Genomic DNA, 12,528 nt, shown 5'->3' with positions numbered 1-12,528 from the left:
TGACAGTCGAAGTCGTACCCACCCATATGAGTGGTACTGACATGCATAGTCTCGACAGCGTCGGTGTCTGGGGAGGCGGCGTCACCGGTGGACTGGTCGCCGGAATCGCCATGGGACTCGTCCTTCACTTCGGCGGGAACCAGATCGAGCTGCTCGGCGGGCTCGCGACGGAACCCGGCACGGCGGTCGGCGTCGGCTGGACCATCCACCTCATGCTGAGTATCGGGTTCGGTCTGCTGTTCGCCGCCATCGCCTCGAGGAACGCGGTCCAACAGCTGATGGACGATTTCAGCGACTACGTCATCGCGGGGCTCGTTTTCGGTGCGATCCTCGGGCTCTTCGCCGGCGGCGTCCTGTTCCCGCTGGCGATGGAGCGGGCCGGCGTCGCGGCGTTACCGGTGCCGTTCCTGCCGATCGCGGGAACCACGGCGGAACTGTTCAGCGCGCTCCTGTTCGGCTTCGGGCACCTCGTCTACGGGCTGGTGCTGGGTGGCGTCTTCGCGACGGTGAACGGAATCACGCCGAGCGGCGTCCGCGAACGCGCACCGGTGCGATAGCGAGCCACGCGAGTCGGTCGGCCGATCACCCAAAGCGGACCTCTCGTATCGACACATCCCCGAAGTTCGAAGCCCTTATACTCGAGAGTTGGGAAGAGTGAGTAGACTCGCTGGTTCGCGGGCATCAGCGGGCACCTGTACGACAGCCGGTCACAGGTCGGGATGTGATCCGCGGGGCACGTGCCCCGGTCGGGATTGAACCAGCAAACGCCCGCGGGTGAATACAATGGCAAAAAGCTTCTATTCCCACATCAAGGACGCATGGAAGGACCCCGACGACGGCAAGCTCGGGGAGCTGCAGTGGCAGCGCAAGCAGGAGTGGCGCGACCAGGGTGCGATCGAACGGATCGATCGCCCGACGCGCCTCGACAAGGCACGCGAACTCGGCTACAAGGCCAAACAGGGCATCATCGTGACCCGGGTTTCGGTCCGGAAAGGGACCGCCCGGAAGCAGCGACACAAAGCCGGTCGGCGCTCGAAGCGCCAGGGTGTCAACCGCATCGGGCGCCGCAAGAACATCCAGCGCATCGGCGAAGAGCGCGTCTCCCGGAAGTACCCCAACATGCGCGTGCTCAACAGCTACTGGGTCGGGGAAGACGGCAGCCAGAAGTGGTTCGAAATGATCCTCGTCGATCCGAACCACCCCGCGATCGAGAACGACGACGACCTCAACTGGATCTGTAGCGACGATCACACGAACCGCGCGTTCCGTGGCCTCACTAACGCCGGCAAGGCGAACCGTGGGCTCAACACCCGCGGCAAGGGTGCGGAGAAGGTCCGACCGTCCAACAACGGCGGTCAGGGTCGCGCGAAGTAACGCGGGCAGTCGACGCAACGATTTCACGCCGATTTTTCTGTACCCGTTACGAGCCGAGAGCCGCCGTGCCGTGACCCGATAGCGGATCGACCGGCCGTCGCCGCCTCTGACCCGCGATAGCCGCGGGCGGCACTAAGTGTACGAGCGTGGTACCAGCCGTATGCCACGTTCCACGGTCGCTACCTTCTCGATCGACCGCGTCGAGATACTCGATCAGGACGGCCGCGTCGACGAATCGCTCGAGCCAGAGATCGCCGACGAGCGCCTGCTCGAATGGTATCGCACGATGAAGCGGTCGCGGCGACTCGACGGCCGAATAATCGCCCTCCAGCGACGGGGCGAACTCGGGACGTTCGCACCTGCCACGGGCCAGGAGGCGGCGCAGGTCGGGAGCACCGCCGCGCTGAGCGAAGACGACTGGACAGTGCCCGCCTTCCGCGAGCATCCGTCGGCGCTGGCCCGCGGCGGGTCCGCACGGGAGATCATCGAGTACGCGATGGGGCTCGAGGAGGGCGGCGAACCGCCCGACGACGTTCCGATGATGCCGCCCTCCATCGCCGTCGGGACGCAGCCGCTGCACGCCGCGGGGATCGGCTGGGCGGAAGCGATGAAGGAGACCGATTCGGTGGCGCTCACCTACTTCGGTGACGGTGCCACGAGCGAGGGCGAGGTCTACGAGGCGATGAACCTGGCCGGAGTATACGAGGCCCAGACGGTCTTCTTCTGCCAGAACAACCAGTACGCGATCTCGACGCCGCTATCGAAACAAACCCGGGCCGCGACCCTCGCACAGAAGGCCGTCGCTGCAGGCATCGAGCCGATTCAGGTCGACGGCAACGATATCCTTGCCGTCTATACCGTTACGAGGGACGCACTCGAGCGCGCCCGTCGCGGCGTGCCGACGCTGATCGAGGCGACGACGTACCGGCGGGAGATGCACACCACGGCGGACGACCCCTCCGTCTATCGAACCACCGAGGAAGAAGCGTCGTGGGAGCCGCTGGATCCGATCTTGCGGTTCGAACGGTACCTGCGTGAGCGCGGGATCCTCGACGACGAGACGGTCGACTCGATCGAAGCCGAGATCGAAACCGATCTCGAGGAGTCGTTGGAGGCGGCCAGAGAGACGAAAGCGAACGCCGATCAGGTGGATCTATTCGATTACGCGTACGAGGAGCGGCCGCCGTACCTCGAGCGCCAGCGCGACGCCTTCGTCGCGGACGAGGGCTATACCGTGGCTCGCGTCGAGGGAAGCCGCGGCGACGGCGGTTCGTCCGCAGTCGAGGGGAGTAGCGAGGACGCGGTCGATGGCGGCGAGGAGACCGCAGATCGATTGAACATGGTCGAGGCGATCCGGGGAACGCTCCGTGCCGAGCTGGAGCGGGACGACGACGTGCTCGTCTACGGGCAAGACGTCGGCGTCGACGGCGGCGTTTTCCGGGCGACGCAAGGACTCCTCGATTCGTTTCCCGACCGAGTTCACGACGCGCCGGTAGCCGAAGCCGGTATCGTCGGCCTCGGCGTCGGCCTCGCGGCGGCGGGCTATCGGCCGGTGGCCGAGATTCAGTTCGCTGGCTTTAGCTTCCAGGCGTTCGCTCAGATCCAGCAACACCTCTCGCGGATCCGTCATCGGTCCCGTGGAAAGATCACGTGTCCGATGGTCGTCCGGGCGCCGTACGGGCTCGGAGTGAAAGCCCTCGAGCACCATTCAGAGAGCTACGAGGCGGGGTACGCTCACATTCCCGGTCTGAAAGTCGCGATTCCGTCGACTGCACGGGACGCGGCCGGCCTGTTGCGGTCGGCGATCCGCAGTTCCGATCCGGTGCTCTTCTTCGAACCAATGCCGCTGTACCGGGCCGCTCGGCGGCCAGTCCCCGACGAGACGCTCGTGCCACTGGGTGAGGCGCGCACGGTCGAGCAGGGGACCGATGCGACGGTCATCGCGTGGGGCGCGATGGTCCAGGCGGTCGACGACGCCGTCGACGATCTCGACGCCGATATCGAGGTGATCGACCTGCGAACGATCAGTCCGATGGACACCGACACGGTGCTCGAGTCGGTTCGCAAGACCGGTCGCTGCGTCGTCGTCCACGAAGCCCCGCGGACGGGCGGGTTCGCCGGCGAAATCGCCGCACGGATCGCCGACGAGGCCGTTTGGCACCTCGAGGCACCGATCGAGCGGGTGACGGGCTACGACGTTCCCGTTCCCCTTCCGGCCCGCGAGGAATCCTATCGGCCCGGCCCGGACAGAATTCGAGCGGCGATCGAACGAGTGCTCGCCGCGTAAGCTCCCGTCCCGTCGGAACGGGAGGTGGACTTATTTCGGCGGCCGGCGTATCGGTACCCATGGCAAAACACGTTCTCGTCGCGGTCGACGATTCGACGCAGTCGACTGAAGCCCTCGAGTTCGCCTGCACGGAGTATCCGGAGGCGACGATCACCGCGCTCTACGTCCTCGATCCGGGGGACTTCTACGCGGTCAGCGGCATCGAGGGGACCGCGATGGCGAACTACGACGAGATACAGGGCCACCACGAGGACCGGGCCGAAGGGATTCTCGAGACGGCACGGGAGCAGGCTGCCGAACACGGCGTCGAGATCGAAACGGAACACGTCGTCGGTGGCGTCTCACGGTCGATCGTCGACTACGCCGCCGAACACGACGTCGACCACATCGTCGTCGGGAGCCACGGCCGGACGGGCGCGAGTCGGATTCTCCTCGGGAGCGTCGCGGAGACGGTCGCCCGCCGATCGCCGGTTCCGGTGACGATCGTTCGATAACCGGAGAGCCGACGCTGGCGGGCTGAACTCCCTCGGGGAGTACTGCCTTGAACAGCGATTTTACTGAGAAGAATCCTGCAGGGAGAGACGCGCTGCGAGAATAACGCCGAGCGGCGGCGCGAATCAGGCCGAAACGGTCTGGCCTTCCTGTTCGCTCTCGGTCGAGCGCATGTCCAGGTCGGCCTTCAGGGCCTCGATGGCATCCTCGGGATCGGTCTCGGAGTCGAAGACCCGATCGAATCCCAGCTTGCGGAAGAACGACCGCGTCTCCTCGAAATCGTCCTGCCCGACGGCGAGGTTGCCGCCGATGTAGGTCGTGACGTCGAGGTCGGCCTCGGCGATCCGCTGGTGGAAGCCCTCGCAGTCCTGTTTGGCGTGGCCGTAGAGCGACGAGACGAGTACAGCCTCGGCGTCGTTGGCGGACGCGGCGTCGACGAACTCTTCCTGCGAGCTCTGGACCCCCAGATTGATGACGTCGAATCCGGCTGCCTCCAGCGCCTGTTCCAGGATGGTAATCCCGACGACGTGAGCGTCGGACCCGATCACGCCGAGGATGACTGTCTTCGTCATGTGCGTACCACCACAAACTGGGGGGACCACCATAAACCTAATGATTAATAATGTGCTAATGATTCGCACGGTCCGCGTCGTGCGATTTTTCGGCACGTTTTGGCGGACGAACTGGTTGACGGGTCATTCGTCCACTCTCGAGAGAGATCCCTACTCGATCGTCCCGCAAACGATCGAGCCGCGAGTCGGTCGGTCAGACGCTGACGAGCGAGCCGATCGGTGCGTCGGTACGTTCGCGGGCCCGCTTGATCCCGTCCTCGCCGGCCGCGATGAGCGCGAAGACGCCGGCGACGTCGGCCTCGGCGGTGTGGACGATGTCCAACAGGAGTTCCTGCGTCTCGCCGGACCGGATGAGATCGTCGACGACGAGGACTGACTCGCCGGGATCGATGGCCGAGGCGGGCAAATAGTAGGTGAGTTCGATCCCGGACTGTAGCCGCTGGCGGGCCTCGATGAAATCCTCGACGGCGGTCTCCTTTCGCTTTTTCGCGTAGGCACAGCGAACCCCGTAGTAACTCGCGAGCGCGGCCGCGAGCGTGATGCCGTCGGTCGCGGCGGTGAGGATGACGTCCGGCCGATCGAAATCGAATCCGTTGGCCACGACCGGGGCGGCCAGGTCGAGGAACGGCTGGTCGAAGACGCTTGCGGAGTTGTCGACGTACCCCTCGTCGTCGACGCTGATACGGGCATCGAGTTCCTCCGCGAGCGCCTCGCGACCGAGTTCGTCGACAACTTCGCGCGCGCGGTCGGCTCCGGGAAGGACGTGCCCGTTGACGTATCGGTTGAGATCGCCCGCCGGAAGCCCCGTCGTCTCGGCGAGTTCGTCGTAGGTCCGCGTTTCCTTCAACATCCGCAACACGTCGACCGCTCGCAACTGGAGGGCTGCCTTCTCGGCTCTGTTCATAAGGGAATATCCACAGATACACAATTATGAATACATCGATGTTCCCTCTGCGTGAGATGGTCACATCCGTGAACTACACGATCGAAGGCAATTTATTACATTAAAATAAATATATGAATAAATTGCTGTCAGCCGCTTTCCCGGCGTTGAATTGCTCGATCTGCGGGACTCCAGCGGGAGTGCAGTGGTCGCCTTAGTCGCTGCCAACCTCGTTCCCCTAGCCGGTGTGGCGCTGCTGGGCTGGAACGCCGGTGCTCTCCTACTGCTGTACTGGCTCGAAAACGGTGTGATCGGCGCCTGGAACGCGCCCAAAATGCTCCTCGTTCAAGTCGAAGAGAAGCCCGAGAGCTTGCTACGGGAGTACGTGGGGCGCCTGGCGCTCATCCTGTTCTTCGCGGCCCACTACGGGATATTCTGGGCCGGTCACGGCGGATTCGTACTCTCGCTGTTCGTGACGCCGGATCCGGCGGCCATCGAGGCGGTCACCAGCCGGTGGTACCTCGTCGGCGCCGTCGGCCTCGTCGCCAGTCACGGCGTGTCGTTCGCGCAGAACTTCATCGGTCGCGGCGAGTACCGGACTGTCACGGTGGACGAACTTCTCTGGCAGCCGTATCGGCGTGTGCTCGCCCTTCACGTCACCCTCCTCTTCGGCGTTCTGATCGTCGAGGTGCTCGGATCGCCCGTGCTGGGACTCCTATTGCTGGTCATGTGCAAGACGGGAATCGACCTAAGGGCGCACCTGAAGGAACACCACCGCGTCAGCGAGGGCGAGTGATGTGATACGATCGGTGACCCGGGGCTCGCGAATCACGCGACGGACGGGCGGCCGACGTCGCCCGCGAGCGTCGCGTTGACGATGACGCCGGTCAGGAGCACAACTGCCGCGAGATAGAGACTCGTGAGGATGACGATAACCCCGCTGAGGGCGCCGTAGATGGCGTATCGGCCGGCGTTGAGGATATAGAACTGCACCGAATAGTGGATGATCGTCCACCCGGCACCGACGGTGACGGCGCCGGGAAGTGCCCCGATCGGCGAGTCCAGGACGCGCGAGGGGACGTATAGCAGCGGCAAGAACGCGCCGGTGAGCACGACAGGCAAGACCAGGAAGCCGAGAAGCGTCCCCACCCAGAACGGCAGCTGGGCGGACACCGCGCTGACGAGCACGATCGAACTGATCGCGAGCACGAGCGAGCCGAGGACGGCCACTGCATCGCGCATCTGGTCGCGGAGCGGTCGATCGGGAACGTCCTCGACCCGCTCGACGACGGTCAGGACCGTGACGACGACGTTCGCCCCGCTCCAGCCGATCACGCCGACGGCGAGCAGGGCCGCGCCGGTTCGGCCGGACGCTTCCGTCATCGCCTCGTAGACGAGTACCTGGGCTTCGAGCGTGAGAAAGCGCGGCGTCACGGCGTGGACGCGCCCGGCGAACCGTTCGCCGACGAGCGCGAACACGAGCAGTAACACGGGGATGAACGAGACGAACGCGTAGTAGGCGAGCGCGGCGGCCGGATACTTCACGTCGTTCTCGTCGACCACGCGGGCGACGGCGGTCGCGAGATCGAAGAGGTCGCCCAGGCGCCCCATAGAGGGCTTACGGGCGGAACGGACAAAGTGGCCAGGGCGGCCGACGCCGTCGGACGGCAATCGCGGCGCTGCGCGGTCGCGCGATCAGTTCGCGAGGAAGTCCGGCTCCGTCCGCTGTTCCTCGCGCTCGGCCTCGAGGTGACTACGGAATTCCTCGATCTCGACGTCGTACTCCTGGTCCTCGAAGCGGTCGCGAACCGAGATGTTGCCGTCTTCCTCCTCGTTGTCGCCGACGATGATCTGGTAGGGGACCCGATCGTCGTGGGCCGCACGGATCTTCCGTTCGAGCGTACTGTCGCGGCCGTCGACCTCGACGCGGAAGTCGTCGAACTCGTTCGCGACGCGGTGGGCGTAGCCGAGGTTGTCGTCGGAGATCGGCAGCACGCGGACCTGTTCGGGGGCGAGCCACAGCGGGAACCGACCCTCGTAGTGCTCGATGAGCATCATGAAGAACCGTTCGTAGCTGCCGTAGAGCGCCCGGTGGATCATGACCGGCCGGTGTTCCTCGTTGTCCTCGCCGACGTAGTTCAGGTCGAACCGCTCGGGCATGTTGAAGTCGAGTTGGACCGTCGGCCCGTCCCACGATCGACCGATGGCGTCCTCGAAGGCGAAGTCGATCTTCGGACCGTAGAAGGCGCCGTCACCCTCCTCGATTTCGTACTCGTGGCCGTGGGAGTCGAGGACGCTCTCGAGTTGCTCCTCCGCGCGGTCCCAGATCTCGTCGCTGCCGACGGACTTCTCGGGGCGCGTGGCGAGGGCCATCTCGTAGTCGAGATCGAACGTGTCGAGCACCTCGGTGATCATGTCCATGATCTCCTCGACCTCGCTCTTGATCTGCTCGGGGCGGACGAACAGGTGCCCGTCGTCGATCGTGAACGCCCAGACCCGCGAGAGCCCGGAGAGTTCCCCGCGCTGTTCCTTGCGATAGACCTTGCCGTTCTCCGCGTAGCGAATCGGCAGGTCGCGGTAGCTCCAGGAGTGATCCTGGAAGATGGCGGCGTGGCCGGGACAGTTCATCGGCTTCAGGCCGAACTCGTCGTCGCCCACGTCGAAGATGAACATGTCGTCCTGATAGTTCTCGTAGTGGCCCGACCGGTGCCAGAGGTCCGTCTTGAAGACGTGTGGCGTCTCGACGTAGTCGTAGCCCGCATCTTCGTTCAGCTCCTTGACGAACTCCTCGAGCTCCGAGAGGACGGTCTTTCCGGCGGGGTGATACAGCGGCAGCCCCGGCCCCGTCACGTCCTGAATCGAGAAGAGGTTCATCTCGTTGCCGATCCGGCGGTGATCGCGCTTCTCGGCTTCCTGTTTCCGCTCGAGGAAGTCCTCGAGATCGCTCTCGTCTTCGAAGGCGGTGCCGTAGATGCGCGTCTGCATCGTATTCTCTTCATCCCCGCGCCAGTAGGCGCCGGCGATCTCGAGGAGTTCGATCGCACCGATCTCTCCCGTCGAGTCGACGTGGGGACCGGCACAGAGGTCCTCCCACTCGCCCTGTTTGTAGAAGCTCACGGTGTCGTTCTCGTCGGCGAACTCCTCGAGCAGCTCGAGCTTGTAGGGTTCGTCGGCCAGCCGCTGCTCGGCCTCCTCGATCGAGACGTCTTCGCGCTCGATGTCGTAGTCCTCGGCGATGATCGCTTCCATCTCGGCCTCGAGGTTGTCGAGATCCTCCTCGTCGATATCGAGGTTATCGAAGTCGTAGTAGAAGCCCTCGTCCGTCGGCGGCCCGATGGCGAGGTCGACGTCGTCGTAGTGGCGCTCGACGGCCTGGGCGAGACAGTGAGATGCGGAGTGGCGCATGACCTCGAGGTACTCCTCGCTGCCGTCGGTGACGATCTCGAGTTCGGCGCCGTCGTAGACCGGCGCCTCCTTGGCGACGAGCTCGCCGTCGAGTTTGCCGGCGACCGTGTCGCTGCCGAGACCGGGGCCGATCTCGTAGGCGCAGTCCTCGACCGTCGCGTCGGCGTCGACCGCGAGTTCGGATCCGTCGGGCAGTACGACCGTTAGCTGCTCCTGTGAGTCTGATTCTGACATGGCTGTGGCTGTGGTGAAAATCCGGTGGCGTGTCCGCATCCGCGTTCCGCACACTGGCCGACTCGTGCCGACACAATACGCGGTAGGTGGGAATTAGAAACGGGCAAACGCCCCTGTAAAGCGGACACCTACCATCGTGGCTACGGCTACTCTCGAGTCGGATAAAAGCGTTGTGATGGGGGCCGATGGGCGGCGGAGTCACCGCCTCTCGAGCGATCGAACGCCGACGGATCCGACGACCGGTTTCGGAGACGCCTCCCGAGAGCGAATTCAGTGGCCGGAAGAGAGCCCCTCCGCAGCGGAGATCTGCCGTGGTGTGTCGTCCTCAGTACTCATCGAGGAGATATCTCGATCTCTTCGAGGTGCTGTTCGTTCTGCTGGCCCTCCAAGAATTCGAGAACGGGCCGTACGTCGTCGAACCGTGGCCCTCTCGTGACCACGTGCTCGTCTCGGTCCCACTCGACGAAGCCGTACTCGGCCAGCTTGGGGAGGTGAATCTGGTGTTTCAGGAGGAGTTCCTCGTCCGCCTGTGAAACGAGTCCCTCATTTGACAGGCATTTGCGAAGGAGTTCCTCGTCCGCTTCGGCGAGGTCCCGGGAAACGCCGGTTAATTTCGAAACGTACCGTCGATCACCGTCCAGTAATTCGATAAGCAACCGTCGTCGATGCCTGTCCGCCAACGCGTCGAATATATCGTCAATCGCGGTCCCGTCGTCGGGAACGATCGTGTTATTGCCACTGATCATAGTTAGCCCCTCGATTTCCGTTTACGACGCCAGACGTCTTAAAAACGTGATGTTTTCACGATCTCCTATTGTTTTGAATAACTGAGTGACAACGGGCGGGCTCGATAGCACGCACGTCGACCGGTCGATTCGGACGCGGTGTTGGATCGTAGACATATCGACGCGCCGCTTCGTCGCTTCCGCTCGAGTCCGATCCTACTGACTCTCGAGCAACTCGCTGGCAGTCACCAGCGACTCCATCTCGACGCCGGCGTCCTCGACGTTCTCGCGGCCGCCCTCCTCGCGGTCGACGACGACCAGTGCGCGCTCGACGGTCGCGCCCGCCTCCCGGAGCGCCTCGACGGCCTCGACGAGGCTCGTTCCAGTCGTGACGATGTCCTCGACGACGACGACCTCCTCTCCCTCCTCGAGTTGCCCTTCGATCAGGTTGCCGGTACCGTACTCCTTGCGCTGCTTGCGCGCGATGACGTAGGGAACGCCCGCCGCGACGCTGGTCGCAGCCGCCAGCGGGACGCCGCCCAGTGCGACGCCGCCGAGTTTGTCGTCCGTCGCGAGTCGCTCGGCGAAGGCCTCGGCGATCAACTCGAGGCAGCCGGGATCGGTTTCGAAGAGGTACTTGTCGACGTAGTACTCGCTCGTGCCACCGTGGGAGAGTTCGAACTCGCCGAACTGGACGGCGTCGGCCGCGCGAAGGGCGTCGATGAGGTCCTGATTCGTCATTGTTCGACAGCGCGCACCGAACCGAAATAAGCGGTGTGGAACGCGCTGCCGACTGGGAGTTACCGACTGCGGATCGGACAGGCAGTTGATCGGGTCTCCCACGTCGAGTGAGAACCGGACCGTACCGCCGGCTACGGTTCCCGTGCAGGTATCTTTTTGTCTTCACGGGCAAATGTACCGTCCGATGACACCAGACAGAGCGGACGAACCACACCCCGACGTGCAGGCGTTTCTCGAGCTCTACAACTCCCTCGACACCCCGTCGTTCGACGAGGTGTCGGCCCAGGAGGCTCGGCGGATGTTCGAGGAGATGCAGGTTACCGACGAGCCCGCCATCGAACTCGAGTCCGTCGAAGACCGGACCATCGACGGCCCGCACGGCGACCTGCCGATTCGGATCTACGATCCCGACACCGACGGCGAGGACCGGCCGCTGATTCTGTACATTCACGGCGGCGGCTGGGTCATCGGCAGTGTCGACACCCACGACGACACCTGCCGAAAGCTCGCCGCCGAATCGGGGTATCCCGTCGTCAGCGTCGACTACGGCCTCGCGCCCGAACACCCCTTCCCGGAAGGACTGCAGGACTGTTACGCCGCCCTCGAGTGGGTGGCCGACGCGACCGACGAGCTGAACGCGGATCCCGACCGGATCGTCGTGGCGGGGGACAGCGCCGGAGCCAACCTCACGGCGGGACTGAGTTTACTCGTCCGGGATCAGGGCGGCCCGGAGATCGCCTATCAGTTGCTGGTCTACCCCAGTACGGGCAAGGTGACGGAGACTGACGCCTACGAGGAGAACGGCGAGGGATACATGCTCACGAAAGACGACATGGAGTGGTTCCGCGACCACCGCTTCGAGCGCGAGATCGATCTGGGGAACATCTACGCGACGCCCCAACTGGCCCACGATCTCTCGGATCTGCCGCCGGCGACGGTCATTACGGCCGGCTTCGACCCGTTGCGCGACGACGGAGCGAGTCTGGTCGAGCGGCTCGAGGACGACGGCGTCCCCGTCGAGTACCACCACTACGACGACGTGATCCACGGCTTCTTCGGCATGATTTCCGAGCCGGTGGACCTGGATCGTGCCCACGAGGCCCACGACGACGCGGTGTCGGATCTCGAAGCGGCGCTCGAGTGAGGACTATTTGCGTCGCCGTGAACCGAAGATTCTCGCGAGACGATCGATCGGAGCGCTCGTTCGAAACGCACCTACCACGGCTCGTTCTTCAGTCCCAGTTTGTACGCGATCATGTTCGTCGTCACGTGGAGGATCGGCGTGAGCACCACGACGACGAGGAGGACCTCGAGCGTGAACCACTCGCGGAACCACTCGAGGTCCAGCAGCGCGACCAGCGGCAGCGAGACGACGACGAAATCCAGCTGGTCGAGGCCGGGGAACATCGCACCGCGCTGGCGGCCGGTTCGGCGTTTGAGAAAGGACGCGAGGATGTCGCCGAGCATCGCACCGCCGGCGAGTCCGAGCGCGGCGAGGGGCGTGAACGCGGGGACGGCGAAGCCGAGGGCGTCGCTGACACTCGGCTCGAGGACGGTGAGGACGGCCGCGAGCGCGAGCCCCGCAGCGACGCCCATCGCCGTGCCGCGCCAGGTCTTGCCGTCGCCCAGCACTCGCTTCTCCCCCCACGTCCGGCCGCCGTCGATCGGTCGCCCGCCGCCGGCCAGCACCGCGGCGTTGTTGGGAACGTAGGCGGGCAACATCGCCCAGAACGCGATCACGAAAGTCTCGAGGATTGCCATATCGCTCGGGACGAACCGACGTGTCTTAATCGCCGGTGGTTCGGGGGAGCAGAT

13 protein-coding genes are annotated in these 12,528 nt (G+C 64.5%); 6 read left to right on the top strand and 7 right to left on the bottom strand.

The window, feature by feature from the left end:
* Window positions 1-26: 26 nt before the first annotated feature.
* The 4 genes from LDB05_RS10765 (at window position 27) to LDB05_RS10745 (ending at window position 4,155) form a co-directional block, all read left to right on the top strand.
* Window positions 27-557 carry a hypothetical protein gene (locus LDB05_RS10765; RefSeq protein ID WP_226003992.1) on the top strand — a complete coding sequence of 177 codons (531 nt, stop codon included), beginning with the start codon at window positions 27-29 and terminating at the stop codon, window positions 555-557.
* Between the two features lie 226 nt (window positions 558-783).
* Complete coding sequence (locus LDB05_RS10760) at window positions 784-1,374, top strand: 50S ribosomal protein L15e (RefSeq protein ID WP_226003991.1); 591 nt, start codon at window positions 784-786, stop codon at window positions 1,372-1,374.
* A 160-nt stretch (window positions 1,375-1,534) separates the two neighbouring features.
* Window positions 1,535-3,661 (top strand): pyruvate dehydrogenase (acetyl-transferring) E1 component subunit alpha, encoded by a 2,127-nt coding sequence (gene pdhA / locus LDB05_RS23490; RefSeq protein ID WP_343232844.1) that lies wholly within the window; start codon window positions 1,535-1,537, stop codon window positions 3,659-3,661.
* A 59-nt stretch (window positions 3,662-3,720) separates the two neighbouring features.
* Window positions 3,721-4,155: a universal stress protein gene (locus LDB05_RS10745; protein WP_226003990.1), complete on the top strand. Its 435-nt coding sequence runs from the start codon at window positions 3,721-3,723 to the stop codon at window positions 4,153-4,155.
* A gap of 123 nt (window positions 4,156-4,278) precedes the next feature.
* On the opposite strand, the gene glmS is transcribed toward LDB05_RS10745, so the two are convergent.
* Window positions 4,279-4,725, bottom strand: a complete 447-nt coding sequence (glmS, locus tag LDB05_RS10740; RefSeq protein WP_226003989.1) for a methylaspartate mutase subunit S — start codon at window positions 4,723-4,725, stop codon at window positions 4,279-4,281.
* Window positions 4,726-4,918: 193 nt separating this feature from the next.
* On the bottom strand, window positions 4,919-5,629 hold the full coding sequence (locus tag LDB05_RS10735; RefSeq protein ID WP_226003988.1) for a phosphoribosyltransferase family protein: 711 nt from the start codon (window positions 5,627-5,629) through the stop codon (window positions 4,919-4,921).
* A gap of 151 nt (window positions 5,630-5,780) precedes the next feature.
* Here LDB05_RS10735 and LDB05_RS10730 point away from each other — a divergent pair, with 151 nt between their 5' ends.
* On the top strand, window positions 5,781-6,404 hold the full coding sequence (locus LDB05_RS10730) for a DUF6498-containing protein (protein WP_226003987.1): 624 nt from the start codon (window positions 5,781-5,783) through the stop codon (window positions 6,402-6,404).
* A gap of 32 nt (window positions 6,405-6,436) precedes the next feature.
* Here LDB05_RS10730 and LDB05_RS10725 read toward each other — a convergent pair whose 3' ends face one another.
* From LDB05_RS10725 to pyrE, 4 genes are all read right to left on the bottom strand, one after another.
* Complete coding sequence (locus tag LDB05_RS10725; RefSeq protein WP_226003986.1) at window positions 6,437-7,219, bottom strand: YihY/virulence factor BrkB family protein; 783 nt, start codon at window positions 7,217-7,219, stop codon at window positions 6,437-6,439.
* Window positions 7,220-7,303: 84 nt separating this feature from the next.
* Window positions 7,304-9,247 carry a threonine--tRNA ligase gene (thrS, locus tag LDB05_RS10720; RefSeq protein WP_226003985.1) on the bottom strand — a complete coding sequence of 648 codons (1,944 nt, stop codon included), beginning with the start codon at window positions 9,245-9,247 and terminating at the stop codon, window positions 7,304-7,306.
* Between the two features lie 332 nt (window positions 9,248-9,579).
* Complete coding sequence (locus LDB05_RS10715; RefSeq protein WP_226003984.1) at window positions 9,580-9,993, bottom strand: DUF7344 domain-containing protein; 414 nt, start codon at window positions 9,991-9,993, stop codon at window positions 9,580-9,582.
* A 195-nt stretch (window positions 9,994-10,188) separates the two neighbouring features.
* On the bottom strand, window positions 10,189-10,713 hold the full coding sequence (pyrE, locus tag LDB05_RS10710) for an orotate phosphoribosyltransferase (protein ID WP_226003983.1): 525 nt from the start codon (window positions 10,711-10,713) through the stop codon (window positions 10,189-10,191).
* Window positions 10,714-10,897: 184 nt separating this feature from the next.
* Between pyrE and LDB05_RS10705 the strand changes: the two genes are divergently transcribed.
* Complete coding sequence (locus tag LDB05_RS10705) at window positions 10,898-11,857, top strand: alpha/beta hydrolase (RefSeq protein ID WP_226003982.1); 960 nt, start codon at window positions 10,898-10,900, stop codon at window positions 11,855-11,857.
* A gap of 71 nt (window positions 11,858-11,928) precedes the next feature.
* Here the strand turns inward: LDB05_RS10705 and LDB05_RS10700 are convergent, their stop codons facing one another.
* On the bottom strand, window positions 11,929-12,474 hold the full coding sequence (locus tag LDB05_RS10700; protein WP_226003981.1) for a CDP-2,3-bis-(O-geranylgeranyl)-sn-glycerol synthase: 546 nt from the start codon (window positions 12,472-12,474) through the stop codon (window positions 11,929-11,931).
* Window positions 12,475-12,528: the final 54 nt, after the last annotated feature.

The organism is Natrinema salinisoli, from assembly GCF_020405205.1.
In the GTDB taxonomy this organism is placed as follows: Archaea; Halobacteriota; Halobacteria; order Halobacteriales; family Natrialbaceae; genus Natrinema; species Natrinema salinisoli.
Note: the sequence above shows the minus strand (reverse complement) of the source record. Positions and strands in the feature narration are given on the sequence as shown.

Excerpts from the sequence above, each read along its gene's own strand:
- thrS (WP_226003985.1), bottom strand. The coding sequence starts at position 9,247 with ATGTCAGAATCAGACTCACAGGAGCAGCTAACGGTCGTACTGCCCGAC.
- LDB05_RS10745 (WP_226003990.1), top strand. The coding sequence starts at position 3,721 with ATGGCAAAACACGTTCTCGTCGCGGTCGACGATTCGACGCAGTCGACT.
- LDB05_RS10735 (WP_226003988.1), bottom strand. The coding sequence starts at position 5,629 with ATGAACAGAGCCGAGAAGGCAGCCCTCCAGTTGCGAGCGGTCGACGTG.
- LDB05_RS10700 (WP_226003981.1), bottom strand. The coding sequence starts at position 12,474 with ATGGCAATCCTCGAGACTTTCGTGATCGCGTTCTGGGCGATGTTGCCC.
- glmS (WP_226003989.1), bottom strand. The coding sequence starts at position 4,725 with ATGACGAAGACAGTCATCCTCGGCGTGATCGGGTCCGACGCTCACGTC.
- LDB05_RS10715 (WP_226003984.1), bottom strand. The coding sequence starts at position 9,993 with ATGATCAGTGGCAATAACACGATCGTTCCCGACGACGGGACCGCGATT.
- LDB05_RS10765 (WP_226003992.1), top strand. The coding sequence starts at position 27 with ATGAGTGGTACTGACATGCATAGTCTCGACAGCGTCGGTGTCTGGGGA.
- pyrE (WP_226003983.1), bottom strand. The coding sequence starts at position 10,713 with ATGACGAATCAGGACCTCATCGACGCCCTTCGCGCGGCCGACGCCGTC.
- LDB05_RS10760 (WP_226003991.1), top strand. The coding sequence starts at position 784 with ATGGCAAAAAGCTTCTATTCCCACATCAAGGACGCATGGAAGGACCCC.
- LDB05_RS10705 (WP_226003982.1), top strand. The coding sequence starts at position 10,898 with ATGACACCAGACAGAGCGGACGAACCACACCCCGACGTGCAGGCGTTT.
- pdhA (WP_343232844.1), top strand. The coding sequence starts at position 1,535 with ATGCCACGTTCCACGGTCGCTACCTTCTCGATCGACCGCGTCGAGATA.
- LDB05_RS10725 (WP_226003986.1), bottom strand. The coding sequence starts at position 7,219 with ATGGGGCGCCTGGGCGACCTCTTCGATCTCGCGACCGCCGTCGCCCGC.